Origin of the sequence: Bradyrhizobium sp. MOS001 (assembly GCF_004634465.1) — a bacterium.
GTDB lineage: Bacteria > Pseudomonadota > Alphaproteobacteria > Rhizobiales > Xanthobacteraceae > Bradyrhizobium > Bradyrhizobium barranii.
Genome location: NZ_SPVJ01000001.1, coordinates 241,982 through 265,625 on the forward strand (window position 1 = coordinate 241,982; position 23,644 = coordinate 265,625).

The following is a 23,644-nucleotide window of genomic DNA, read 5'->3' on the forward strand; positions in this document are numbered from 1 at the left end:
GCAATCCAGGGTCTTTCCGCGGAGGGATTCTGGATTGCTTCGCTGCGCTCGCAATGACAGTGAGGCTCAATCCACCGCCTTCACCACATCCGGCGGCTGCGAGGCGTAATAGGCCGCGGCCGCCTCGATCTCTTGCGGCGTCATCGCGCGGGCGATGTTGCGCATCTGCTGGCTGATGTCGTTGCGCCGCTCGCCGGATGCGAAGGCCTGGAGCTGCGCCTTCATGTAAGCTTCGGACTGGCCTTCGAGCCACGGACTGCCGGTCTTGTTGTCGAGGCTGCCATGGCAGGAGCCGCAGGGCGCGATCCCGCGCATCGGCGCGCCGTAGATGACGATGCTCGGTTTCGGCAGCTGCGGCGTCGGGTGATAGGCTGCCGGCCGCGGCAGATAGGCGTAATAGTTCGAGAGATCGGCGATCTCCTGGTCCGTCAGATTGACGGCGAATGGCGACATCACGGCATTGGTGCGCGCGCCGGATCGGAAATCGTGCAGCTCCTTGTAGATGACGGCCGCGTACTGGCCGGCGAGATTGGGCGAATCCGCGCGGCTGATGCCGGTCGGGCCGTGGCAGATCGCGCAGCGCTGCGCCAGCGTCGCGCCGCGGCCGATCGCTTCCTGGCTCGGACGCGACAGCGTATGCGAGGTCAGCACGACCTCCGACAGGCGTTTTGTCTGCTCGGGCGCAGTAACATTCGCCGCGCGCTGTGGCACGCCGGCGGCGCTGCAGATCGCATCCCAGACATTGGCGAACTGAACCCAGGGCTGTGCGAAGGGCAGCACGATGAAGCCGGTGATCGCCGTCACGATCAGGATCGCGGCGGTGATGCCGACGCCCATCCTGAAATGGCTGTTGCGGAAGGTGAAGAGGTCGCGCGCGCTCATCACTGCGCTCCCACATAGACGGCCGGCACCGACGTGCCCTCGGTCAGCGCCAGCGTCACGATCGGGTAGCCGTAATTGGTGAGGGTGAGGACGATCATCAGCGCCACCCACAGCGCATGCGTGTTGAGCGCGACCGGCACGGTCGCGGGCTGATGCACAGCCAGCGCAAAGCGGTACGGGCCGGCGTCAACCCGGGGCGCACGCATGCCACGTGCGAGGATGACGATGAACATGATGCCCGACGCCAGCAGGATGAAGCCGCCGATCGCGGAGAACGTGACCGAGAGCGCCTGCGGCGCGATCGCGGGATCGCCGAAGTCGAAATAGGCCATGCGGCGCGGCATGCCCAGGATGCCGACCCAGTGCCACGGGAAGGTCGTGATGATCATACCGATGAACCAAAGCCAGAGCTGGGTGCGGATCAGGCGGATGTCGATGAGTTCGCGCCCGGTCAGATGCGGCCACAGATCATAGGCGATCGCAAAGTACATGATCACGATGGCGCCGCCGAAGATCAGGTGGAAATGGCCGGTGATCCACTGCGTGTTGTGGATCGACGCATCGAGCTGGTAGCTCATGTTGATCAGGCCGCCGGCGCCGCCGAAGCCGAGCATGACGAACGAGAACGCCAGCGCCAGCATCATCGGGTTGTCCCAGGGCAGCGCCTTGATCCAGCCGAATAGGCCGCGGCCGCCGCGCAGGCGCGCCGCGATCTCGACCGAGGCGCAGATCGTGAACACGGTCAGCAGCGTCGGCAGCGCGACCAGCGCCGTGAAGGCCGAATGGATGAACTTGAAGCCGGCGCCGACCTGCGGATCGGCGAAGGTGTGGTGCATGCCGATCGGCATCGCCACCACCAGGAACAGGATGAAGGAGATCCGCGCCATGCTGTCGGAATAAACCCGGCCGCCGATCGCGCGCGGCACGATGGTGTAATAGGCGATGTAGGTCGGCATCAGCCAGAAATAGACGATGGCGTGCAGCGTCCAGGAGAAGAACACGCGGGCAAGACCCGCGTCGATCGTGGCCTTCAGCCCGGCCGCGACGGGAATGATCTGGAGCAGCAGCTCGAGCGCGGCACCAACCGCGGTCCAGGCCCAGAGATAGGAGCCCGCAACATTGGCGAACATCGCCAGCGGCACCGGTGCACCGGGATGGGCCTTCCGCCAGACGCGCAGATTGATCGCCATCAGCGCGACCCAAATCCAGGAGCCGACCACGACCAGCACGACGCCGAGGTAGTAGAAAACGTTGCCGATCAGCGGCGGATAGAAGGTGTAGAGCACCGACGCGCGCCCCAGCGCGACCGGGATCAGCGCCATGACGCTGCCGATCACGATCAGCCAAAATCCGGTCCAGGCCCAGCGCACGCCGACCAGGCGCTGCTCCAGCGCGGACTCGCTGATGGCATAGCCAAAGCCCATCGCGACGAGCGTGGGAAAGACGTAGCCCATCACCGTGCCGTGCGCGGTCAGCGAGCGGTAATAGAGCTCGGGATTGGACAGCCAGGTGCCGATCGGGCTGCGGATGAACATCTGCCAGGCGCCGAGCGTGAGCGCGATGCCGAACACGCCGAAGGCCAGCCAGAAATGGGCGAGGATGAGTTTCCTATTCGCCAACACAGCTCAGCCTCCCGCCACCCTTCGCGCGATCGGCGAAGTCGGTCTTGTTGATCACCTTGACCTTGCCCCACATGCCCTCGTGGCCGAAGGAGCAAAACTCCTGGCAGGGCATCAGATAGTCGCCGGTCTTCGTAAAGCGCATCAATTGCTCGGAGATGTAGCCCGGCACCAGCATGGTGTTGATGTTGGTGCCCTGGATCAGGATGCCGTGGACGACGTCGGCGCTGGTGGCGCGCATCGTGATCGGCGTATCTACGGGCACCACGATGCAGGCCGGCGTGAAGGAATATTGCTGGCCGATCGCGCGCACGGTCACATTGCCATTGGCCTCCAGCACGCTGCCGAGATTGCTCTCGACGAATTCGCCGGACAGATGAATGCGCGAGGGATCGGTGGTCTCGACGCGCGGCTGCGGCATGGTGGCGCGATGGATGCCGGCGAAGGCTGCCAGAAGCGCCATGCCGACGACGATTATCACGGCAATGGTCGCCCAGCGCCGCTCGACGCGGGCCGCGACCTCGGCGCTGCCATGGGTGTCCTCTGCGCTCATTGCAGTGATCCGCGCGGCAGGAAGACGAAGAGATAGAAGGCAAGCCACATCGCGACCACGCAGGCCGTGGCGATGCCGGCCAGCACGATCGCGCCAGACGGTCCTTGCGAGACGACTTCCTCGACGGCCTGGTCGGCGGCGGCTGGGCTGGTCGGCGGATCGGAATTGAACATGACGGTTCTCTGGCGCCTCTCAGTTCAGCGGTGCGGAGCGCAGCTCGTTGGCCTCGCGCGCCGACACCGGCGTGCCGCGATTGCCCCAGGCGGTGCGGATGTAGGAGACGACGGCGGCGACCTCGTTGTCGGAGAGGAGGCCTGCGAAGGGCGGCATGCCGTAGGGCATCGGATTGCCCTTGGTGCCCGGCGGATAGCCGCCATTGAGCACCATGCGGATCGGGTTGACCGCCGACTGCATCTCGATCGACTGGTTGTTGGCGAGCGGCGGCCAGTGCGGCGGCTTGCCTTCGCCCTGGAGGCCGTGACAGCTCGCGCAATTCTTGTCGTAGACGGTCTTGCCGAGGCTGATCAGCAGGCTGCTCTCGGTGGTCGGCAGCGCCGAGCTCGGCGCCGGCGGAGGCGAGGGCTCCGCGATGCCCTTGAGGTACACCGCCATGGCGCGCGTGTCCTCGTCGTTGAGATATTGCAGGCTGTTGTGCACGACCTCGGCCATCGGGCCGTAGACCACGCCGCGCATGGAGACGCCGGTCTGGAGCAGGTCGGTGATGTCCTTGATGCTCCAGTCGCCGAGCCCCGCCTCACGGTTGGAGGTGAGGGACGGCGCGTACCAGTTCTGCATCGGGATCAGGCCGCCCTTGAAGGCGTCCGATTGCGAGGTGCCGCCAAGCGCGTTGATCGGCGAATGGCACATGCCGCAATGGCCGAGCCCCTCGACCAGATAGGCGCCACGATTCCATTCCGCCGACTTGGTGGGGTCGGACTTGAACTCACCCTCGCGGAAGAACAGCGTGCGCCAGCCGAGGATGAGCTGGCGGTTGTCATAGGGAAAGCGCAGCTCGTGCGGCTTGTTCTTCTGGTTCACCGGCTGAATCGAGCGCAGATAGGCGAAGATCGCGTCGCTGTCGGCGCGTGTCACCTTTGTGTAGGACGCGAACGGCATCGCCGGATAGATCAGCCCGCCATCCGGGAAACGGCCGTTGTGCATGGTTCTGTAGAAATCGTCCGCGCTCCACTTGCCGATGCCGGTCTCCGGATCGGGCGTGATGTTGGAGGTGTAGATCGTTCCGAACGGGGTCGGCATCGGGCGCCCGCCGGCAAACAGCCGGCCCTCAGCCGCAGTATGGCAGGCCGTGCAATCGCCGGCGCGGGCGAGATATTCACCCCGCGCAATGACGTCGCCGGCCTTGTCCTGCGCCTGCGCGGCCGTGATGAGCGCGGCGAGGGCCAGGAGCTTGATCGAAAGCAGCGTGATCGACAGTCTTGAGCCCATCATGCGCCTCGTCAGTTGGGCTGGCTGCCGCAGCCGAACGGCAGCGCGTAGGTGCCTTTCGGGACGGGGGCCGGGTTGGTGGGCGCGGGTCGCGTCGCGAGCCAGGCCGCAACGGCGGTAACATCTGCTTCCGTCAGATGGCCGGCGACGAGCTGCATGCAGTCCGGCGATTTTGCCGTTCGCGTGCCGTAGCGCCAGGCGCCGAGCTGCGCACTGACGTAAGCGGCGCGCAAGCCCAGCAGACCGGGGATGCCGGGCTGCATGCCGGTGAGGCCCGGGCCGTGACAGCTCACGCACGCCGGTATGTTACGACCGGCATCGCCGCTGGTCGCGAGCAGCTCGCCCTGCGCCAGCACTTCCTTGCTGACTTCGCTCGGCGCGGGCTGCGGCAGCGGCGGATGCTCGCTGGCGAAATATTCGGCCATCGCCTCCAGATACGGATCAGGCAGAAACTCCAGCAGATAGTTCATCGGCGGGTATTTGCGCCGGCCGCTGCGGAAGGCGAGGAGCTGGTTGTAGAGATAGCCGGCCGGCTTGCCGGCAAGCCGCGGGAAATAGACGTCGCTGGTGCCTTCGCCCTTGTTGCCGTGACAGGGCGTGCACGCCTCCACCCGCGCCGCCATGGTATCCGGCGGCTGGTTGGCCGTTTGTGCTGCAGTACCATCAATAGCGGCCAAGGTAGCAATAGCGATTGCCAGTGCAGTGTCGCGAGCGAACACGCCGTCGCCCTCCAGAAAGCAGGACCGGGTTGATTCCTGGCCACAGCGTAGAGCCGCATTATTGCGCCAATACAGTCGCGCGCAAGATCGGACATGGCGATGACGCTTGGTCGCGGTTGCACATTTGCGATCCTGATCGAATTCGACAAGAATTGCGTGCTTTTTGAAAACCGGCGTAACGCCGCGATCTCGCGGCGTATTCCGCCCGAGCTTTGCTTCACAAGCGGGAAGCGCGGCAATGTGGAATCCGTTCGCGCGCGCGCGGATGTTCTGCCGCTTGGGCCGGGCAGACGACCCATCATCAGAGTGCATCTTCCCGTCGGGCGACAAGTGCAGTTTGTGCCAAAACGCACCGCGCTGACGCAACACCCCTTGCCGGAAACGGCGCACCGCGAGCTCTGCCCTTCGCGAAAGGTTCGACTACAATCCGAGTCGGGCGCGGGCGCCTTATCGCGGGATCGGGGAGATGGGACGCTGGAAGCAGGCATGGAGCGAAGAAGACCTTGGCAGGCTGAAGGTCCTGGCAGGCACCAAGCCGATTGCGCTGATAGCGAAAGAGCTCGGCCGGACCCGCGGCACGGTGCTGGCGAAGGCGATTGAGCAGAAGCTCCCTGTCATTTGTCGGACGAAGCGCCAGGAACAATAGGGCGCGATATCGCTCGCGATCGGTCTGGCGTTACAGGGCACGCTGTCCAATCTCGCTGCCGGCGTGATGCTGCTGCTGTTCCGGCCCTTCCACATCGGCGCCGACGTCGAGGTCGGTGTGGGGCGTGGCGATCATCAATCACAGCGCGAGCGCGCTGCTGGCGGCGGCATGAAGTGGCTCAGCCGCGCGGTGACCGCGGCGTCCTGCGCTTCACCGCATGCCGGCGCGGCGAGCGGGTCACGCGGGGACGCAGGCGGGTTGCCGCGGCGGCGCGCCGGGGCTTGGGCTGGGCCTTCGGGCCGCGGGCGAGATCCATCAGCATGCGCAATGCCTCGACCACCGAGCGCTGGCGCACGGCGGTCCGGCCGATCGCGCCAAAGCGATGCTCGCGATGGACGATGCGGCCGTCGCGCGCGGCAACCGCGAAATGCACGAGACCGACCGGCTTGCCGGGCGTGGCGCCGCCGGGGCCGGCGATACCGGTAATGGCAACGGCGAGATCGACGCCGGCACGCTCCAGCGCGCCGACCGCCATCGCGGTTGCGGTCTCCTTGCTGACGGCGCCGAAATTCGCGAGCGTGCTCGCCTCGACCCCTAGCATCGCGCGCTTGGCGTCATTGGAATAAGTGACGAAGCCGCGGTCGATCACGTCGGAGGAGCCGGGAATGTCGGTCAGCGCGCCGGCAACCAGACCGCCGGTGCAGGACTCGGCGGTGGCAATCGTCAGCTTGCGCATCCGGCACAGATCGAGCAGCGAGCGGGAGAGGGCGCGTGCGTCGCTGCCGCCCATGACCTAGACGCTCCAGGGCAGACGGATGGTGGCGCTCGCGGTGGCCGCGATGCCTTCCTCGCGGCCGGTGAAGCCGAGCCGCTCGCTGGTGGTCGCCTTCACCGCGACGCGCGAGATATCGACCCCGGAGATCTCGGCGATGCGGGCGCGCATGGTGTCGCGCAAGGGGCCGATCTTCGGCCGCTCGCAGATCATCGTCACCTCGAGGTTGGCGACGCGGCCGCCGCGCTGCGCAACGCGCTCGATGGCGTATTTCAGGAACTGGTCGGAGGAAGCCCCCTTCCATTTCGCATCGCTCGGCGGAAAGTGCGAGCCGATATCGCCGTCGGCGAGTGCGCCGAGGATGGCGTCGACCAGCGCATGCAGGCCGACATCGCCGTCGGAATGGGCGAGGAAGCCTTTGGTGTGCGGCACCCGTACGCCACAGATCATCACGTGGTCGCCTTCGCCGAAGGCGTGCACGTCATAGCCGGTGCCGGTCCTGATGTCGCCGAGCAGGCTGGCCAGGCGCGCTTCCTCGCGCACGAAATCCTCGGGAGTGGTGAGCTTCATATTGGCAACATCGCCTTCAAAGGTTGCGACCGTCAATCCCGCCCATTCGGCAATCGCGGCATCGTCGGTGAAATCGCTGCGCCCATCCTTTGCCGCGCGACGATGCGCCTCGAGGATGACGTCGAAACGAAAGGATTGCGGCGTCTGCGCGATTCGCAAGGCTGCGCGGTCCGGCGTGTCCTCGACATTGCCGCTCTCGCCGGTGACCTTGATCGTGTCGGTGACAGGGACGACGGGGAGCGCAGCGCCGGTGCGGCTGGCCGCCTCGATCGCGCGCGAGATCACGCCTGCCGAGACGAAGGGGCGCGCGGCGTCGTGGATGAGCACGATATCGGGCTTATGCTTGGCGAGTGCTTCGAGCCCTGCGAGCACGGAGGCCTGCCGCGTCGCGCCGCCATTGGTCGGCGGCTCGTGGCTGAGACCTGCGACCGCTGCCGTGAACATGGCGCTGTCGTCGGGGTTCACTACCGGCTGCACGGCGAACACGTCGGGGTGGCGGCTGAAGGCTTCCATGGCGCGGTAGATCACGGGGACGCCGCCGATCTCGCGATATTGCTTGGGACCACCGGCGCCAGCCCGCAGGCCGCGTCCGGCCGCGACGAGGACGACTGCGGTGCGCTGTGATTTCGCCATAGGACTCAAATACTCAGTTGGTGATGAAGAGAGTCGGGGGAGTGGGGTGATTGCCGCATGCCTCTAGCACGGCAGGCCCGCAAAAAAAGGGGTTTCCCCGGATTGTGGGAAACAGCATTTTGCTGCACTGCACTTGAAAGATTTGCAGAACTGTCTAAACTGTAGGCATGACGCTTGACTGCACAAGAATTGTGCGCAAGATAGGTCATGGCAGGCGCGATGAGGCCCTGCCTACGCAACGAGACCCCTGTGACCGGCTCGGCAGTATCAGGCTCTAAGCCGTTGAAAATTGGCGATATCGAGGTCGCCACCCCGGTCTTCCTGGCGCCGATGTCGGGGGTCACCGACTCGCCCGTCCGCCGGCTCGCCGCCGAGCTCGGGGCCGGTCTGGTCGTGTCCGAAATGACCGCCAGCGATGAGCTCGCGAATGGCCACAAGATGTCACGGTTGCGCTGCGAAGCGACCGGGATCGGGCCTCATGTAGTCCAGCTCGCCGGCTGCGAGGCGCACTGGATGGCCGAAGGGGCCCGGATCGCCGAAGCCGGAGGCGCCGACATCATCGACATCAACATGGGCTGTCCGGCCCGGCATGTCACCGGCGGCCAGTCCGGCTCCGCCCTGATGCGCGATCTCGACCATGCCGTCAGCCTGATTGATGCGACGATCGCGGCGGTGAAGGTGCCGGTGACGCTGAAGATGCGGCTCGGCTGGGACGATCACACCCGCAACGCGCCGGAATTGGCGCGGCGTGCGGAAGCCGCCGGCATTGAGCTCGTCACCGTGCACGGCCGCACCCGCTGCCAGTTCTACAAGGGCGAGGCCGATTGGGATGCGATCCGCGCGGTGCGCGAAGCGATCTCCATTCCGCTTGTCGTCAATGGCGACATCACCACTTACGAGAAGGCGCTCGCGGCGTTGGAGGCCTCCGGCGCCGATGCCGTGATGATCGGCCGCGGCGCGCAGGGGCAGCCCTGGTTGCCCGGCGAGATCGGCCGCCGCCTGAAGGGCGGGGCGGTCGAAGCCGCGCCGTCGCTCGAGACCCAGCTGCATTATGTCCGCACGCTCTATGAGGGCGTCTGCGCGCTCTACGGCCTGCGGATCGGCCTCCGGCACGCGCGAAAACATCTCGGCTGGGCGCTCGACGTCGCGGCCGATGTGAGCCGTGCGCCGGCCGAGAAGCTGAAAGCCTGGCGCCAGAAGATCCTCACCTCCGAGGATCCGCGCCTCGTCCACCAGTCGCTGCAAGATGCCTTCGACGATTTCGCATGGAGCGCTGCTGCATGAGCTCAGTTGCTGACCATCGCCGGCCGCTTCCGTCCGAGAGCGACGCGATCCTGGATGCGCTGCCCAATCCCGTGCTCATGATCGGGCCGGACGGCAAGATCGTCGCCGCCAACATCGCGACCGAAGCCTTCTTCGACATCTCGACGCAGTTCCTGAAACGGCAGTCGCTGAAAGAGCTGGTGCCGTTCGGCAGCCCCTTGCTGGCGCTGATCGACCAGGTTCGTTCGTCGAACTCGCCGGTCAACGAATACAAGGTCGATCTGGGCACGCCGCGCATGGGCGGCGACCGCCAGGTCGACCTGCATGTCGCCCCGCTGACGGAGCGGCCCGGCCATATCGTGGTGATGCTCCAGGAGCGCTCCATCGCCGACAAGATGGACCGCCAGCTCACCCATCGCAGCGCCGCGCGCTCGGTGATCGCGCTGGCCGCCATGCTCGCGCATGAGATCAAGAATCCGCTCTCCGGCATCCGCGGCGCGGCGCAGCTGCTGGAGCAGCAGGCCTCGTCCGAGGACCGCATGCTGACGCGGCTGATCTGCGACGAGGCCGACCGCATCGTGACGCTGGTCGACCGCATGGAGGTGTTCGGCGACGAGCGCCCCGTGGTGCGCGGTCCCGTCAACATCCATTCCGTGCTCGATCACGTGAAGCGACTGGCGCAGTCGGGCTTTGCCCGCAACATCCGCTTCATCGAGGATTATGATCCCTCGCTGCCGCCGGTCCTGGCGAACCAGGATCAGCTCGTCCAGGTGTTCCTCAACCTCGTGAAGAACGCCGCGGAAGCGCTGATCGACGTCCCCGACGCCGAGATCCAGCTCACCACGGCGTTCCGTCCCGGCGTGCGCCTGTCAGTCCCCGGTCAAAAATCCCGTGTATCCCTGCCGCTCGAATTCTGCGTGAAGGACAACGGACCAGGCGTGCCGGACGATCTTCTGCCCAACCTGTTCGATCCCTTCGTGACCACCAAGCAGACCGGCTCGGGTCTTGGCCTGGCGCTGGTCGCAAAGATCATCGGAGATCACGGGGGCATCATCGAATGCGAGTCTCAGCCGCGCAAGACCACCTTCCGCGTGCTGATGCCGATGTATTCCACATCGGTCAAACATGCCGATCCAAGCAGCCGCGACGGCTCTGCCGGGAAGTCGTCGTCTGCGTCACAGGGGGCGAAATGAGGATTAACGATGCCCGCAGGTAGCATTCTCGTTGCTGATGACGACACCGCCATCCGCACGGTTCTCAATCAGGCGCTATCCCGCGCCGGCTATGAAGTCCGGCTCACCGGCAATGCCGCAACGCTGTGGCGCTGGGTCAGCCAGGGGGAGGGCGATCTCGTCATCACCGACGTGGTGATGCCGGACGAGAACGCCTTCGACCTGCTGCCGCGGATCAAGAAGATGCGGCCCAATCTGCCCGTCATCGTCATGAGCGCGCAGAACACGTTCATGACCGCGATCCGCGCCTCCGAACGCGGGGCGTACGAATATCTGCCAAAGCCCTTCGACCTGAAGGAGCTGATCGCCATCGTCGGCCGTGCGCTGGCCGAGCCGAAGGAACGGGTCTCGACGCCGGACGAGGACGCCGAGATGGAGGCGATCCCGCTGGTCGGCCGCTCGCCCGCGATGCAGGAAATCTACCGCGTGCTGGCGCGTCTGATGCAGACCGACCTCACCGTGATGATCACGGGCGAGTCCGGCACCGGTAAGGAGCTGGTGGCGCGCGCGCTGCACGATTACGGCAAGCGCCGCAACGGCCCGTTCGTCGCGGTCAACATGGCGGCGATCCCGCGTGACCTCATCGAGTCCGAACTGTTCGGCCACGAGCGCGGCGCCTTCACCGGCGCCAACACCCGCGCCTCGGGCCGGTTCGAGCAGGCCGAGGGCGGCACGCTGTTCCTGGACGAAATCGGCGACATGCCGATGGAGGCGCAGACCCGCCTGCTGCGCGTACTCCAGCAGGGCGAATACACCACCGTCGGCGGCCGCACTCCGATCAAGACCGACGTGCGGATCGTCGCGGCGTCCAACAAGGACTTGCGCGTCCTGATCCAGCAGGGCCTGTTCCGCGAGGATCTGTTCTTCCGCCTCAACGTCGTGCCGCTGCGGCTGCCCCCCTTGCGCGAGCGCATCGAAGACCTGCCGGACCTCGTGCGGCACTTCTTCACGCTGGCCGAGAAGGACGGCCTGCCGCCAAAGAAGCTCGATACGCTGGCGCTTGAGCGGATGAAGCAGCACCGCTGGCCCGGCAACGTGCGCGAGCTTGAGAACCTCGCCCGGCGCCTCGCGGCGCTCTATCCGCAGGACGTGATCACGGGCTCCGTCATCGACGGCGAGCTCGCGCCGCCCACGGTCAGCCCGGGTGCCGCTGTCCAGCAGGGCGTCGACAATCTCGGCGGCGCCGTCGAGGCGTATCTGTCCTCGCACTTCCAGGGCTTCCCGAACGGCGTACCGCCGCCGGGCCTCTATCACCGTATCCTCAAGGAGATCGAGGTGCCGCTGCTCACGGCCGCGCTCGCGGCCACTCGCGGCAACCAGATTCGCGCCGCCGATTTGCTCGGCCTCAACCGCAACACGCTGCGGAAGAAGATCCGGGACCTCGATATCCAGGTGTATCGGAGCGGGGGCTAGTTTTTTCGAACGGACGGTGGCTCAGCTCCCCCTACCAAAGCGGAGCTGAGCCTGTCCGGATCGCGCTGGCCGTTGTGGCTAACGCGGTGAGCAAAAGTCCGAATCAGACCGAAACGTTCCGCTGGAACGTATGAATTGTTATTCAACCGCCGAGCGCTGCGTCGCGCTCATCTGATCAGCCGCGCCGAGACCTGCTGGGCACTGGCGACGTTCGCCAGCGGCTGCTGCACCCCGAGACCATTGACCAGGAGGTCGGCGGCTACGATCAGCAGCAGCACGGCCGACACCATCATCGCGAGAAAGAACCTGTCCATGGCGGTCAAGCCGCAGGGGCGGGAATCCGTTCCCGCAGGCGAGGTTTGCCAGAACAGCGGCCTGTGGATGCGCCGGTCCGTCGCGGCGAGGGCGCCGCGGAATTGTCGCAATTCGGCAACAATGTGGTACGAATACATCAGTATCCGCCCGCCGCGGACCCCGTTTTCAGCACCATTGCCGGAATGACCAGCGCAGACACCTCGGCCGCACACTTCGACACGGCCCCAGCGGAAGAGCCCCGGCGTTGGTCGGTGCGTCGCTGGCTGGCACCCCTTGCCGTGGCGATGGCGTTGCTGTCGGCCCTCCTGACCTTCCTGGTCCTGACCGGTCTCACGAGGATCGAGCCGACGCCGGAGGTGGTCCGCTCTTTCTATCTGATCAATGCGGCCACGATCCTGCTGCTGGTCGGCATCATCGTCCGCGAGCTCTGGCAGCTGATCCTGGCGCGGCGGCGGGGCCGGGCGGCGGCGCGCCTCCATGTCCAGATCGTCAGCCTGTTCTCGATCGTGGCGGTGCTGCCGGCAGTGCTGGTCGCCGTCGTCGCCAACGTCACCATCGAGCGCGGCCTCGACCGGCTGTTCTCCGGCCCGACCAAGGAGGTGATCCAGAATTCGCTGACGATCGCGCGCGCCTACATGCAGGACCACGCGCAGCTGATCCGCGGCGACATTCTCGGCATGGCCAATGACATCGCCCACGCCCGGCCGCTCTACGACCAGGACCGCCGCTCGTTCCGCGAGCTGCTGACCGCCAGCGCCGGCTCCCGCAACCTGCCGGGCGCGATGATCATCGACAAGAACACCAATATCCTGGAATCGGCCGACACCGGCATGCGGCTAGCCTATTCGCCGCCGGCGCCGGACTTCCTCAGCAACGTCAACGAATCCGAGCCCGAGATCGCGGTGCTGCCGGATGCGAGCTTCGTCGCCGCGGTGATCCGCCTGCGCGCCTTCAGCGACACCTTCCTCTATGTCGCGCGGCCGCTCGATCCGAACGTCGTCAACCAGCTCAAGCAGACCGAGGTCAGCGTCGCCGAATACGCTCAGATCGAGTCGCGCCGGCTCGGCATCCAGGTCGCCTTCGCGCTGATGTTCGCGGTGATCGCGCTGACCATCCTGATGGCCTCGGTACTGATCGGCCTCAACTTCGCCAACTCGCTGGTGGCCCCGATCCGGCGGCTGATGAACGCGGCCCACACGGTCTCGACCGGCGACCTCCATGTGAAGGTGCCCGTGCATCAGTCGGAAGGCGACCTCGCCCAGCTGGGTGAGACCTTCAACAAGATGACGCAGGAATTGCGCAGCCAGCGTGACGAGCTCGTCAACGCCAGCGATCTCATCGACAGCCGCCGCCGCTTCATCGAGGCCGTGCTGTCCTCGGCGAGCGCCGGCATCATCGGCGTCGACAATTCGGGCAGCGTCGGCATCCTCAACCGCTCTGCCGAGAAGCTGATCGGGCACTCCGAAGCCGAGACGCTCGGCCATCCGCTCTCCGACGTGCTGCCCGAGCTCGAGGAGATGATGAAGACGGCGCGGGAAGGGACCCAGCGCCTGGTACAGGGCCAGATCACGATCACGCGCGACGGCACCGAGCGCAACCTGTCGGTCCGCGTCAGCGCCGAGAAGACCAGCCAGCCGCACGACAGCTACATCATCACGCTCGACGACATCACCGAGCTGGTCTCGGCGCAGCGCACCTCGGCCTGGGGCGACGTCGCGCGCCGCATCGCGCATGAGATCAAGAATCCGCTGACGCCGATCCAGCTCTCGGCCGAGCGCATCCGCCGCAAGTTCGGCAAGGACATCACCGAGACCAAGGACAAGCAGATCTTCGAGCAGTGCACCGATACCATCGTGCGCCAGGTCGACGATATCCGCCGCATGGTCGACGAGTTCTCGCGTTTCGCACGGATGCCGAAGCCGGTGATGGAGGGCGAGGACGTCGCCGACACCGTGCGGCAGGCGGTGTTCCTGATGAAGGTCGCCCATCCCGAGATCGATATCGAGGCCGAATTCAAGGAAGATCCGCTGCGCGCGCAGTTCGACCGGCGGCTGATCTCGCAGGCGGTCACCAACATCGTCAAGAACGCCACCGAGGCGGTCGAGCAGGTGCCGCCGGAGGAGCTCGGCAAGGATTACGGCAAGGGCCGCATCGACGTCGTGGTCTCGCGCGAGGGCGAGGACGTGCTGATCGATGTCATCGACAACGGCATCGGCCTGCCCAAGGTCGCGCGCTCGCGCCTCCTCGAGCCTTATGTGACGACGCGGGCCAAGGGCACCGGCCTTGGCCTGGCGATCGTCGGCCGCGTGCTCGAAGACCATGGCGGGCGTATCGAGCTGAAGGACGCTTCCGATTTCCGCGAGGGCCAGCGCGGCGCGTGGATGCGGATGCGTTTTGCAATCTCCGGTGCCCCCGCGAAGAGCGAGGGGACCGTGCAGGCAGCGTCGGCCGCAAACGCGGTCACGGACATCGCCAAGCCGCCCGAAACAAAACAGCCGGCCGCCGAAACCAAAGAGGCGGCTGAAAAGACCAATGATTCAACGAAGATCGAAGCCTCAACAGGCATCTGACAAGACAGGCACGAACCATGGCAAGTGAAATTCTGATTGTCGATGATGAGGCCGATATTCGCGATCTCGTCGCGGGCATTCTCGAAGACGAGGGCTTCGTGACAAGGACCGCTCGCGACAGCGATACGGCGCTCGCCGAGATCGCCAATCGCAGGCCGCATCTGGTGTTTCTGGACATCTGGCTCCAGGGCTCCAAGCTCGACGGCTTGCAGCTGCTGGAGCAGGTCAAGAAGGACAATGCCGATCTGCCGGTCGTGATGATCTCCGGCCACGGCAACATCGAGACCGCGGTCGCCGCGATCAAGCGCGGCGCCTACGACTTCATCGAGAAGCCGTTCAAGGCCGACCGGCTGATCCTGGTCGCGAACAGAGCGCTCGAGAACTCGCGGCTCAAGCGCGAGGTCAAGGAGCTGAAGCAGCTCGCGCCGAGCGCAAGCTCGCTCGTCGGCCGCTCGCCGAGCATGAACCAGCTGCGCCAGACAATCGACCGCGCGGCCAAGGCCAACAGCCGCATCCTGATCGTCGGCCCGGCCGGCGCCGGCAAGGAGCTGACCGCGCGCACGCTGCATACGGCCTCGGGCCGCGCCGATGGTCCGTTCGTCGTGATCAATGCCGCCGCGATCACGCCCGAGCGCATGGAGCACGAGATGTTCGGTGTCGAGCAATCTAACGGCGAGCAGGCGCGCAAGCCCGGTGCGCTCGAGGAAGCCCATGGCGGCACGCTGTTCATCGACGAGATCGCGGACATGCCGCGCGAGACCCAGAACAAGATTTTGCGCGTGCTGGTCGAGCAGTCGTTCCAGCGCGTCGGCGGCACCGGCAAGGTGCAGGTCGACGTCCGCATCATCTCCTCCACCGCGCGAAATCTCGAAGAGGAGATCGCGGCCGGCCATTTCCGCGAAGACCTCTATCATCGGCTCTCGGTGGTGCCGATCCGCGTGCCCGCGCTCTCGGAGCGGCGCGAGGACATTCCGGAATTGATCGACTATTTCATGGAGCAGATCTCGGCCGGCAGCGGCCTGCCCAAGCGGCAGATCGGGCAGGACGCGATGGCGGTGCTGCAATCGCATGTGTGGCCGGGCAACGTGCGCCAGCTCCGCAACAACGTTGAGAGAGTCATGATTCTGGCCGCGGGCGGACCGGAGGTGATCATCACCGCCGACATGCTGCCGCAGGACGTCGGCTCGATGGTGCCGGCGATGCCGACCAGCAACAATGGCGAGCACATCATGGGGCTGCCGCTGCGCGAAGCGCGCGAAGTGTTCGAGCGCGACTATTTGATTGCACAGATCAGCCGTTTTTCAGGAAATATTTCTCGCACGGCTGAGTTTGTTGGCATGGAACGTTCGGCGTTGCACCGGAAGCTGAAGGCGCTCGGTGTCGGCTGACACCGCGACGTCGCGGCCGCAGCTCAGGGATTAGCGAGGAAAATCATCGATTTCCGTAGTTTTTCGGGGCAATTGGGCGTTGCCTGCCGCGTGAAGCGGCTTGCCTAATAACCCGTCCTGTCCTCTAATCGAACCGCTGTTCCTCCGAGGGGGATCTCATGAGGAATAGCAACCGGAAGAGGCCCCGAATGTCACAAAGAGGGCCGCAACCGGCGCAATAAAAAGAAACTCAAAGCGAGAAAAAAACAATGGCGGCAGACCGCGCACAAAACCTACAGGACACCTTCCTCAATCACGTTCGCAAAACCAAGACGCCACTGACGATCTTTCTGGTCAACGGAGTGAAGCTCCAGGGCATCGTGACCTGGTTCGACAATTTCTGTTTGCTGCTTCGGCGCGACGGTCACTCGCAGCTTGTCTACAAGCATGCGATCTCGACCATCATGCCGGGCGCTCCGATCCAGTTGTTCGAAGGCGGCGAGGATCAGCCGGCTTGAGAGTGATCTGATTGGAACCCCGGAATTTCGACGGGGAGGCCGACCGTCCGCGGTCGGCAGGGGCGAAGCAGACGGGGCGTGTGCTTGTCATCGGCCCCTACTTGCGTGTGCGCGCGGGCGGTGCCGACGCGCAATCGGAAAGCCATGTTCAGCGTGACGCGGAGGCCCGGCTCGATGAGGCCGCCGGCCTCGCGCGGGCGATCGACCTCGTCATTGCCGATGCCATCATCGCGCCGATCAGCCAGATCCGCCCCGCGACCTATATCGGCAAGGGCAAGGTCGAGGAGATCGCCGCGCTGGCCAAGAGCCTCGATGTCGAGCTCGTCGTGATGGATTGCGCGCTGGCGCCGATCCAGCAGCGCAATCTCGAGAAGGAGTTGCACGCCAAGGTGCTCGACCGCACCGGCCTCATCCTGGAGATCTTCGGCCGCCGCGCCAAGACCAAGGAAGGCTCGCTCCAGGTCGAGCTTGCGCATCTCAACTACCAGCGCTCGCGCCTCGTTCGCTCCTGGACCCATCTGGAACGCCAGCGTGGCGGCTTCGGCTTCATGGGCGGTCCCGGCGAGACGCAGATCGAAGCCGATCGCCGCCTGATCCAGGAGCGCATCTCGAAACTCGAGGGCGAGCTGAAGAAGGTGCAGGCGACGCGGCGGCTGCATCGCGCCGGACGCCAGCGCGTGCCGTATCGCGTCGTCGCGCTGGTCGGCTACACCAATGCCGGCAAGTCGACGCTGTTCAACCGCCTGACCCGCGCCGACGTTCAGGCCGCCGACATGCTGTTCGCAACACTCGATCCGACCCTGCGCGCGCTCACTTTGCCGCATGGCGGCAAGGCGATGCTGTCTGACACCGTCGGCTTCATCTCCAACCTGCCGACCCAGCTCGTCGCGGCCTTCCGCGCCACGCTGGAAGAGGTGCTGGAGGCCGACGTCATCCTGCATGTGCGCGACATCTCGCACGAGGATGCCGAGGCCCAGCAGAGTGACGTCGACGCGGTGCTGCGCCAGCTCGGCATCAACCCCGACGATTCCGGCCGCATCATCGAGGTCTGGAACAAGATCGACCGTTACGAGCCTGACAAGCGCGAAGAGCTCTTGAACATCGCCGCGCGCCGGCCGGAGGATCATCCGGCGATGCTGGTGTCGGCCGTGTCAGGCGAGGGGATCGACGCTCTGCTTGCGGCGATCGAGGAACGGCTCGCCGCAAAACGCACCACGCTCGATCTCTCCATCGACGCCGCCGACGGCGCCGGCATCAGCTGGCTGCATCGAAATGCGGAGGTGCTGGCGAAAGAGCTGCACGACGGCCGCTTCGACATGACCGTACGGGTCGACGAGACCAAGCGGGATATCGTGGTGAACCGGTTCGATGCCGTGCCGCGCGTGGCGTGATCCGAAGGGCGCGGTGCGCCCGACCGGCTTGAGTGCGATATCGACCGTATCCGCGTTTCTGGGTTGAGACGCGTAACGCTAGAATGGAATGGTCAGGCCCGGATTCTTCGCTTGCGCCTTGGTATAGGCGACGCCGTGGATCTTGATCCCGCGCTCGTCCAGCAACGAAATGATGCCGCCCTGGTTCGACAATTCCATCGGCTTCTGCACGACGATTGCGAGCGTGCCCCCGGCTGCGATCTTCCCTGACAGGACCATCTTGTTCTTCTGCTTGTCGGCCAGCATCCAGCCGGTGAGATCGATGTCGCGATCGGCTGTATTGAGCAGCGTGACGACTTCCCGCTCGGGCGTCTTCAAGGCATTGACGAGTGCTGCGATGATGCGCACGAGTCCGTCCGGCATTTGCCCGGTCGGAGGAGCCGTCGGATCTGGCGGCTGTGTCGGCGCGCCGAGATCGATGGGGTCACCGGTCTTGTCGTCGGTGTGCCAGGCCTGCGTCTGGAATTTGAGGAAGACCGCCGTCCATAGCTTCTGATCCGGGAATTCGAACACCAGCCCGCCGTCTTGCCATGGCCCGTTGTCGCCCGAGAACCTTCCGATCGGATTTCCCTGATTCATATGGATGTCGTGAATGCCGCGACCCGGCCGGAAGCCGAAATAATTGTCCGCTTTGGTCTCCGGCCCCCACGTCTCACCGAATGCGTAGATCATCGCGCTTTCGTTTGAGAGCGCGCGCTGGACGAACTGGTCGAGCTTCTCGTTGAGGTCATTGTCGGGTCCGGGCACCGACAGCGGCAGCGGGATCATCTCCTGGGGCTGCATCAGATTGCCGCGAATGAAGTCCAGCGCGATGCTGGCCGGCTTCGGCGGCTGCGGGTGCAGGCCCTCCGGCAGCGCCGCGAGATGATCGGTGATCGGATGGACAAAGTGCGATCGCACCAGGAACTCGACTTCGCTTCCGTCGGCTGACTGCACATTGACGGCGATGCGGAAATCCGCGTTGTCGGCCACGACATGGACTTGATAGTGCGGCGACTGGCCGGTGCCGAAACGCATCGCGATCGGGCGTCCCTTGAGGACCGAATAGTGCTTTAATGGCATCGCACTCACCTGAGGTGGGATTTCGGCTGCGCGGGCTCCGTTGCTCAACTTTAGACTGCTTGTCGTGACGGTTTCATGGCTTGACTGCGATCCGCCATGACCGCCTCGCTGCATTCGGGAAAAGATGCTGACCTATATCTCCTTCGCGACCGCTTCGATCCTTGCGGGTACGCCGATGGAGCAGGCCCACAACGCTAGCGGCGGGCCTGCGAACGAGTCTCCGATACCGGTTTCGCCTCACTCTTAGCCGCATTCCACAGCGCGTCCATCTCCGCCAGCGACGCCTGCTGGAGCGTCCGGCCCTGCGCCTCGAGCGCGCGCTCGATGAAGGCGAACCGCCGCTCGAACTTTGCATTCGTCGCGCGCAGCGCGGCTTCCGGATCGGCGTCGACGTGGCGGGCGAGATTGACGAGTGCGAACATCAGATCGCCGGTTTCTTCCGCCAGCCCCTCGCTGTCGTTGCGGTCGAGCGCCGCCTCGATCTCGTCGGCTTCCTCGCGGATTTTCGCCAGCACCGCGCGCGGGTCGTTCCAGTCGAAGCCGACGGTGGAAGCCTTGCGCTGGAGCTCCATCGCGCGGGTCAGCGCGGGCTGACCGGCCTTGACGCCCGAGAGTAACGACTTGTGCGTCGGCGTTTCCTCCGGCGGCCGGCGCGCCGCACGTTCGGCTTTCTCCTCGGCCTTGATGCGGTCCCAGACTTCCTTGACGTGGGAGGCGGCGAGGTTGCCGTCCTTGTCGGCGAAGACATGGGGATGGCGCCGGATCATCTTGCGGGTGATGGCCTCCACGACGTCGCCGAAGGCAAAGGCATTCTGTTCTGAAGCCATCTGGGCGTGGAACACGACCTGGAGCAGGAGGTCGCCGAGCTCCTCGCGCAGATCGTCGAGATCGCCGCGGCTGATGGCCTCGACCACCTCATAGGCTTCCTCGATCGTGTAGGGCGCGATCGTCGCGAAATTCTGCTCGAGGTCCCAGGGGCAGCCGGTCACCGGCGTGCGCAGCGCCGCCATGATCTCGATCAGACGGGAAATGTCGCGGGAAGGGGTCATTGCGGGGCAGTCTCCTGGCTCCAAAGCCTTATGCCAAAAGCGGCCCGCCGTTCCCAGCGCGGCGCGGCGGAACAGGCCGATTTCCACCGATTGGCGGCAGATTGGCGAGGAGCGCCCGCAGTGCTAAAGCGCGGGCCATGAGTGACGCATTTTCATCACAAACCGCATTGGTGCTGTTTTCCGGCGGCCAGGATTCCACCACCTGCCTCGCCTGGGCGCTCAGCCGCTTTGCACGCGTGGAGACACTGGGTTTCGAGTATGGCCAGCGCCACGCCATCGAGCTCGCCTGCCGGGACCGGCTGTTCGACGGCATCAAGGGTCTGCGCGCAGACTGGGCCGCAAGGCTCGGCGAGAGCCACACGCTGTCGATCCCAACGCTGGCGGCCGTGTCCGAGACGGCGCTGACGCGCGACGTCGCCATCGCGATGGGCGCCGACGGCCTGCCGAATACGTTCGTGCCCGGCCGCAACCTGGTGTTCCTGACGTTTGCCGCGGCGCTCGCCTACCGGCGCGGCATCACCCACATCGTCGGCGGCATGTGCGAGACCGATTATTCCGGCTACCCCGATTGCCGCGACGACACCATCCGCGCCATGCAGGCCGCGCTCTCGCTCGGCATGGCCAGGCCATTCGAGCTGCATACGCCGCTGATGTGGATCGACAAGGCGGCAACGTGGAAGCTCGCCCACGAGCTCGGCGGCGCAGGACTGGTCGATCTCATCCGCGAGCACTCGCACACCTGCTATCTCGGCGAACGCGGCGCCCAGCATGAGTGGGGTTTCGGGTGCGGCGAGTGCCCGGCGTGCAGCCTGCGGGCTAAGGGGTGGCGGGAGTTTGTGGCGGGCCGCTGAGGCCACATATTCGGTGTCATCACCCGCGAAAGCGGGTGATCCAGTATCCCAGAGACCGTGCTTGAGTCGAGAGGCCGCGGCCTACTGGATTCCCCGCCTTCGCGGGGAATGACAGCGGAGGGCTTGGCACGAGCGTGCCTCTTACCGACCTACCGAAAATCCTCCGGCCGCAGCTCGATCGGCTTGCCGTGCGGGGTGCGGTCGGCGGCGTGGTCCCAGGCGTCGCGGTAGCGGTGCAGCGTCTCCGCCGATGCGACGCCCTTGCTTGCGACCAAACCTTCCAGCGTGGCGAGCCAGTGCAGGTAATAGGTCTCGCCCGTATCAGGATCGCCAGCGGCTTGCGCGCGCTTGATCTCGGAGGCCAAGGCTGCGGCCCATTCCGGCCAGGTGAAGACACCGCGCTCGTGCAGCGTCAGCGCCATCGCAAACGCATGCGCTTCCCAGGGCGCGCGGAACACCGGGCCGTCGTCATCGCGCGGAATGCTCGGAATGGCCGCCGTCGCGGCGGCCGCAGCCGTGCTGCTCATCACGCCGGGTCCAGATAGGGTTCGAAGGCATCGATCGAAACCTTCAAGGTCGGATCACCGTCCGCGCCCCAGAGATCGAGGCCCTCGAACACCACCGTGTAAAGCCATTGCGGATTTTCGCCGAGCTCCATCGCCGCCGAATCCGGAAATACGTGGCAGCCGTGGTTCAGCTCGACGACACCGACATGGCCGCGCACATAGCGCGGCAGCCGCGTATGCGTGGTCGGATGAATGTTCCTGGCGCGGACGCGGTCGCCGATGTTGAATTTTGCCGGCGCGGGGGCAGGGCGGGCGAACTTGCCGCGCACCATGACGCGCTCGACATTGGCGAGGTCGAACTTGCCGTGCTTGAGCGCCCTTGCAGGCTGCATCGCGTGCCCGGCAGCAACCTCGTCCCGGGTGAGGTAGCCCTTCTCGATCAGCATCTCCTCGAGCCCGAGAAACCATTTCTTGTAGTAGGAGCTCGAGAGATAGACGTGCGGCGGCAGCGTCTCGCGATAGAAGCGCGAGGTGTCGATGTTGAAGGCGCCGGCGGCGCCCATCGCGCGCACCATGGCGAGAACACGCGATTCCCACTCCTCGTGAAACATCGGCTCGTTCGGCTCGGCCTCGACCTTGCCGAACCCGTCCATGCCGCCCATGTCGTGGACGCCGTTCACGAGGGCGCTCCAGGCGTCTTGGGAAAGCCGGTGCCAATCATGGAATCGCGCGTGACGAGCTCGGCGAGCTGCTCCTCACTCCAGCCTTCGGTGCCCGCGGGGCGCATCGGCAGCACCAGGAAGCGGGTCTCGGCGGTGGAATCCCACACTCGGATTTCCATGTCCTTGGGCAGCGTGACGTCGAAATCGGCGAGCACGCCGCGCGGGTCCTTCACCGCGCGCGAGCGATAGGGCGCAGCCTTGTACCAGACCGGCGGCAGCCCCAGCATCTCCCAAGGGTAGCAGGAGCACAGCGTGCACACGACCATGTTGTGTCGCTCTGGCGTATTCTCGACCACGACGAGATGGTCGCCGACGCGGCTGACATGGCCGAGCGTGCCGATGGCCTTCGAGCCATCCTCCAGCAGCGCCTTTTTGAACGACGGATCGGTCCAGGCCTTGGCGACGACGCGCGCGCCATTGTGCGGTCCGATCCTGGTCTCATAGGCCTGGATGATGGCGTCGAGCGCGGCCGGCTCGACATAGCCTTTTTCTGTCAAGATCGTCTCGAGCGCGCGCACGCGCAGCTCGGTCTCCGACAGCTCGGAATGGTCGTGATGATGGTCGTGATCGTGGCTCATGGCGCAAAGATAGGCGCAATGGTCCCTGCCTGTCGAGTATGCGCTGGGGCGCAACCGGGTCCCATATTCGTGAGGCTGGATGTAGGCTAGCCTCGCAGCAAAGCGGATAGGGAGACATCGGTGACGGACTTCGTGACGATCGAGAAGGGGCTCGGACCGGAGGGGCGGATTGCGGTGGTACGGTTCGACCGCGGCGACGGCATCAACGCGCTCTCGCCGGAGGCGCTGCGCCAGCTCACCGCGGCCGCGCGCAGCTTCGAGGATGATGCCGCAACGTCCGTCGTGGTTCTGACGGGCAGCACCAGCGCCTTCAGCGCCGGCTTCGACTTGAAAGATGCCGAAGGGCGCTCGCGCAAGGACATGGATCTCGGCACGCTGCGGCGGCATCTCAAGCTCGGGCCGCGTCTGACCCATGCCTGGCATGAGATGGAGCAGATCACGATCGCCGCCATCGAGGGTTTTTGCGTCGGCGGCGGCGTCGCGCTGGCCGTGGCGCTCGACTTCCGCGTGATGGGGCACGACGCGCATCTGCGCGTGCCCGAGATCGGGCTCGGCATGAACATGAGCTGGCAGAGCATCCCGCGCATGCTGCATCTGATCGGGCCGGCCCGCACCAAGCAGGCGGTGATCCTGGCCGACCAGCGCATCTCGGCCGATGAGGCCTACGAGTGGGGTTTGGTGGAGCAGGTGGCCGATCCCGGCCATGCGTTCGATGCCGCCATGGAGCTTGCCCGGAAGGTCGCCGCGCAGCCGCCGCTCTCGGTCGCCATGACCAAACTGACCGTCAACCGGCTGGCACACGCGCTAGACGATCTCGCCAGCCACATGGACGTCGACCAGTTCGCGCTGGCGAGTCTCACCGAAGACCACAAGGAGGGCATCGAGGCGTTCCTGACCCGCCGCAAGCCGCGCTTCAAGGGGCGGTAGC

At 65.5% G+C, this 23,644-nt stretch carries 24 protein-coding genes and 1 pseudogene; 11 read left to right on the top strand and 14 right to left on the bottom strand.

The genetic code is table 11. The annotated features are described in order from the left end of the window. Positions 1-66: 66 nt before the first annotated feature. Genes CT676_RS01180 through CT676_RS01200 form a run of 6 tightly spaced genes read right to left on the bottom strand, consistent with a single transcriptional unit; the run spans position 67 to position 5,123 of the window. Positions 67-882, bottom strand: a complete 816-nt coding sequence (locus CT676_RS01180; protein ID WP_166096541.1) for a c-type cytochrome — start codon at positions 880-882, stop codon at positions 67-69. Beyond that, on the bottom strand, positions 882-2,504 hold the full coding sequence (locus tag CT676_RS01185; protein WP_135213613.1) for a b(o/a)3-type cytochrome-c oxidase subunit 1: 1,623 nt from the start codon (positions 2,502-2,504) through the stop codon (positions 882-884). Before CT676_RS01185 ends, CT676_RS01180 begins: the two co-directional genes overlap by 1 nt. Then, positions 2,491-3,054, bottom strand: coding sequence for a cytochrome C oxidase subunit II (locus CT676_RS01190; protein ID WP_135213614.1), 564 nt, complete (start codon positions 3,052-3,054; stop codon positions 2,491-2,493). Before CT676_RS01190 ends, CT676_RS01185 begins: the two co-directional genes overlap by 14 nt. Next, positions 3,051-3,227 carry a hypothetical protein gene (locus CT676_RS43810; protein WP_166096542.1) on the bottom strand — a complete coding sequence of 59 codons (177 nt, stop codon included), beginning with the start codon at positions 3,225-3,227 and terminating at the stop codon, positions 3,051-3,053. Before CT676_RS43810 ends, CT676_RS01190 begins: the two co-directional genes overlap by 4 nt. Before the next feature lie 19 nt (positions 3,228-3,246). Further along, complete coding sequence (locus tag CT676_RS01195; RefSeq protein WP_135213615.1) at positions 3,247-4,503, bottom strand: cytochrome c; 1,257 nt, start codon at positions 4,501-4,503, stop codon at positions 3,247-3,249. Positions 4,504-4,511: 8 nt separating this feature from the next. Next, the gene (locus tag CT676_RS01200) at positions 4,512-5,123 is read right to left on the bottom strand and encodes a c-type cytochrome (RefSeq protein WP_225048829.1); all 612 of its coding nucleotides are present in this window, start codon (positions 5,121-5,123) and stop codon (positions 4,512-4,514) included. A gap of 562 nt (positions 5,124-5,685) precedes the next feature. Between CT676_RS01200 and CT676_RS01205 the strand changes: the two genes are divergently transcribed. Next, entirely contained in the window at positions 5,686-5,865 is a 180-nt protein-coding gene (locus CT676_RS01205) for a hypothetical protein (protein WP_071914051.1), read from the top strand. Further along, positions 5,866-5,982, top strand: a pseudogene (locus CT676_RS01210) (small-conductance mechanosensitive channel); the annotation flags it as partial. 61 nt (positions 5,983-6,043) lie between these two features. Here the strand turns inward: CT676_RS01210 and CT676_RS01215 are convergent. Together CT676_RS01215 and CT676_RS01220 are read right to left on the bottom strand one after the other, a co-directional pair. Continuing rightward, a complete protein-coding gene (locus tag CT676_RS01215) occupies positions 6,044-6,655 on the bottom strand; it encodes a CinA family protein (protein ID WP_028161429.1) in 612 nt (203 codons plus the stop codon). A gap of 3 nt (positions 6,656-6,658) precedes the next feature. Next, positions 6,659-7,840, bottom strand: a complete 1,182-nt coding sequence (locus CT676_RS01220) for a bifunctional 2-C-methyl-D-erythritol 4-phosphate cytidylyltransferase/2-C-methyl-D-erythritol 2,4-cyclodiphosphate synthase (protein WP_135213616.1) — start codon at positions 7,838-7,840, stop codon at positions 6,659-6,661. 282 nt (positions 7,841-8,122) lie between these two features. Between CT676_RS01220 and dusB the strand changes: the two genes are divergently transcribed. Genes dusB through ntrC form a run of 3 tightly spaced genes read left to right on the top strand, consistent with a single transcriptional unit; the run spans position 8,123 to position 11,748 of the window. Then, positions 8,123-9,124, top strand: a complete 1,002-nt coding sequence (dusB, locus tag CT676_RS01225; RefSeq protein WP_193560863.1) for a tRNA dihydrouridine synthase DusB — start codon at positions 8,123-8,125, stop codon at positions 9,122-9,124. After that, complete coding sequence (locus tag CT676_RS01230) at positions 9,121-10,296, top strand: nitrogen regulation protein NR(II) (protein ID WP_135213617.1); 1,176 nt, start codon at positions 9,121-9,123, stop codon at positions 10,294-10,296. Before dusB ends, CT676_RS01230 begins: the two co-directional genes overlap by 4 nt. Before the next feature lie 9 nt (positions 10,297-10,305). Next, entirely contained in the window at positions 10,306-11,748 is a 1,443-nt protein-coding gene (gene ntrC / locus CT676_RS01235) for a nitrogen regulation protein NR(I) (RefSeq protein WP_008133472.1), read from the top strand. 167 nt (positions 11,749-11,915) lie between these two features. Here the strand turns inward: ntrC and CT676_RS01240 are convergent, their stop codons facing one another. After that, positions 11,916-12,200 (bottom strand): histidine kinase, encoded by a 285-nt coding sequence (locus tag CT676_RS01240; protein ID WP_135213618.1) that lies wholly within the window; start codon positions 12,198-12,200, stop codon positions 11,916-11,918. Positions 12,201-12,245: 45 nt separating this feature from the next. Between CT676_RS01240 and CT676_RS01245 the strand changes: the two genes are divergently transcribed. From CT676_RS01245 to hflX, 4 genes are all read left to right on the top strand, one after another. Continuing rightward, positions 12,246-14,633, top strand: coding sequence for a PAS domain-containing sensor histidine kinase (locus CT676_RS01245; protein ID WP_135213619.1), 2,388 nt, complete (start codon positions 12,246-12,248; stop codon positions 14,631-14,633). 17 nt (positions 14,634-14,650) lie between these two features. Next, the gene (locus tag CT676_RS01250) at positions 14,651-16,021 is read left to right on the top strand and encodes a sigma-54 dependent transcriptional regulator (protein WP_071914044.1); all 1,371 of its coding nucleotides are present in this window, start codon (positions 14,651-14,653) and stop codon (positions 16,019-16,021) included. A 248-nt stretch (positions 16,022-16,269) separates the two neighbouring features. After that, entirely contained in the window at positions 16,270-16,518 is a 249-nt protein-coding gene (gene hfq, locus CT676_RS01255; protein WP_007591126.1) for an RNA chaperone Hfq, read from the top strand. Positions 16,519-16,529: 11 nt separating this feature from the next. Continuing rightward, positions 16,530-17,909 carry a GTPase HflX gene (gene hflX / locus CT676_RS01260; protein ID WP_167767894.1) on the top strand — a complete coding sequence of 460 codons (1,380 nt, stop codon included), beginning with the start codon at positions 16,530-16,532 and terminating at the stop codon, positions 17,907-17,909. A gap of 78 nt (positions 17,910-17,987) precedes the next feature. Here hflX and CT676_RS01265 read toward each other — a convergent pair whose 3' ends face one another. Both CT676_RS01265 and mazG read right to left on the bottom strand, forming a co-directional pair. Beyond that, positions 17,988-19,010, bottom strand: coding sequence for a DUF2278 family protein (locus tag CT676_RS01265; protein ID WP_135213621.1), 1,023 nt, complete (start codon positions 19,008-19,010; stop codon positions 17,988-17,990). Positions 19,011-19,204: 194 nt separating this feature from the next. Continuing rightward, a complete protein-coding gene (mazG, locus tag CT676_RS01270) occupies positions 19,205-20,059 on the bottom strand; it encodes a nucleoside triphosphate pyrophosphohydrolase (protein WP_135213622.1) in 855 nt (284 codons plus the stop codon). A 137-nt stretch (positions 20,060-20,196) separates the two neighbouring features. Between mazG and queC the strand changes: the two genes are divergently transcribed. Next, positions 20,197-20,910 carry a 7-cyano-7-deazaguanine synthase QueC gene (queC, locus tag CT676_RS01275; protein WP_135213623.1) on the top strand — a complete coding sequence of 238 codons (714 nt, stop codon included), beginning with the start codon at positions 20,197-20,199 and terminating at the stop codon, positions 20,908-20,910. Between the two features lie 149 nt (positions 20,911-21,059). Here the strand turns inward: queC and CT676_RS01280 are convergent, their stop codons facing one another. Genes CT676_RS01280 through nthA form a run of 3 tightly spaced genes read right to left on the bottom strand, consistent with a single transcriptional unit; the run spans position 21,060 to position 22,716 of the window. Then, on the bottom strand, positions 21,060-21,437 hold the full coding sequence (locus CT676_RS01280; RefSeq protein ID WP_167767895.1) for a nitrile hydratase accessory protein: 378 nt from the start codon (positions 21,435-21,437) through the stop codon (positions 21,060-21,062). Further along, positions 21,437-22,096 carry a nitrile hydratase subunit beta gene (gene nthB, locus CT676_RS01285; RefSeq protein ID WP_135213625.1) on the bottom strand — a complete coding sequence of 220 codons (660 nt, stop codon included), beginning with the start codon at positions 22,094-22,096 and terminating at the stop codon, positions 21,437-21,439. The genes CT676_RS01280 and nthB overlap by 1 nt, the downstream gene beginning before the upstream one ends. Continuing rightward, a complete protein-coding gene (nthA, locus tag CT676_RS01290) occupies positions 22,093-22,716 on the bottom strand; it encodes a nitrile hydratase subunit alpha (protein WP_135213626.1) in 624 nt (207 codons plus the stop codon). The genes nthB and nthA overlap by 4 nt, the downstream gene beginning before the upstream one ends. 120 nt (positions 22,717-22,836) lie before the next feature. Here nthA and CT676_RS01295 point away from each other — a divergent pair, with 120 nt between their 5' ends. Continuing rightward, positions 22,837-23,643, top strand: a complete 807-nt coding sequence (locus tag CT676_RS01295) for an enoyl-CoA hydratase/isomerase family protein (protein ID WP_135213627.1) — start codon at positions 22,837-22,839, stop codon at positions 23,641-23,643. Position 23,644: the final 1 nt, after the last annotated feature.

Excerpts from the sequence above, each read along its gene's own strand:
- CT676_RS01230 (WP_135213617.1), top strand. The coding sequence starts at position 9,121 with ATGAGCTCAGTTGCTGACCATCGCCGGCCGCTTCCGTCCGAGAGCGAC.
- CT676_RS01220 (WP_135213616.1), bottom strand. The coding sequence starts at position 7,840 with ATGGCGAAATCACAGCGCACCGCAGTCGTCCTCGTCGCGGCCGGACGC.
- CT676_RS01240 (WP_135213618.1), bottom strand. The coding sequence starts at position 12,200 with ATGTATTCGTACCACATTGTTGCCGAATTGCGACAATTCCGCGGCGCC.
- CT676_RS01265 (WP_135213621.1), bottom strand. The coding sequence starts at position 19,010 with ATGCCATTAAAGCACTATTCGGTCCTCAAGGGACGCCCGATCGCGATG.
- mazG (WP_135213622.1), bottom strand. The coding sequence starts at position 20,059 with ATGACCCCTTCCCGCGACATTTCCCGTCTGATCGAGATCATGGCGGCG.
- CT676_RS01200 (WP_225048829.1), bottom strand. The coding sequence starts at position 5,123 with ATGGCGGCGCGGGTGGAGGCGTGCACGCCCTGTCACGGCAACAAGGGC.
- CT676_RS43810 (WP_166096542.1), bottom strand. The coding sequence starts at position 3,227 with ATGTTCAATTCCGATCCGCCGACCAGCCCAGCCGCCGCCGACCAGGCC.
- CT676_RS01215 (WP_028161429.1), bottom strand. The coding sequence starts at position 6,655 with ATGGGCGGCAGCGACGCACGCGCCCTCTCCCGCTCGCTGCTCGATCTG.
- CT676_RS01245 (WP_135213619.1), top strand. The coding sequence starts at position 12,246 with ATGACCAGCGCAGACACCTCGGCCGCACACTTCGACACGGCCCCAGCG.
- hfq (WP_007591126.1), top strand. The coding sequence starts at position 16,270 with ATGGCGGCAGACCGCGCACAAAACCTACAGGACACCTTCCTCAATCAC.
- nthA (WP_135213626.1), bottom strand. The coding sequence starts at position 22,716 with ATGAGCCACGATCACGACCATCATCACGACCATTCCGAGCTGTCGGAG.
- CT676_RS01190 (WP_135213614.1), bottom strand. The coding sequence starts at position 3,054 with ATGAGCGCAGAGGACACCCATGGCAGCGCCGAGGTCGCGGCCCGCGTC.
- CT676_RS01180 (WP_166096541.1), bottom strand. The coding sequence starts at position 882 with ATGAGCGCGCGCGACCTCTTCACCTTCCGCAACAGCCATTTCAGGATG.
- CT676_RS01205 (WP_071914051.1), top strand. The coding sequence starts at position 5,686 with ATGGGACGCTGGAAGCAGGCATGGAGCGAAGAAGACCTTGGCAGGCTG.
- CT676_RS01195 (WP_135213615.1), bottom strand. The coding sequence starts at position 4,503 with ATGATGGGCTCAAGACTGTCGATCACGCTGCTTTCGATCAAGCTCCTG.
- CT676_RS01250 (WP_071914044.1), top strand. The coding sequence starts at position 14,651 with ATGGCAAGTGAAATTCTGATTGTCGATGATGAGGCCGATATTCGCGAT.
- ntrC (WP_008133472.1), top strand. The coding sequence starts at position 10,306 with ATGCCCGCAGGTAGCATTCTCGTTGCTGATGACGACACCGCCATCCGC.
- CT676_RS01280 (WP_167767895.1), bottom strand. The coding sequence starts at position 21,437 with ATGAGCAGCACGGCTGCGGCCGCCGCGACGGCGGCCATTCCGAGCATT.
- queC (WP_135213623.1), top strand. The coding sequence starts at position 20,197 with ATGAGTGACGCATTTTCATCACAAACCGCATTGGTGCTGTTTTCCGGC.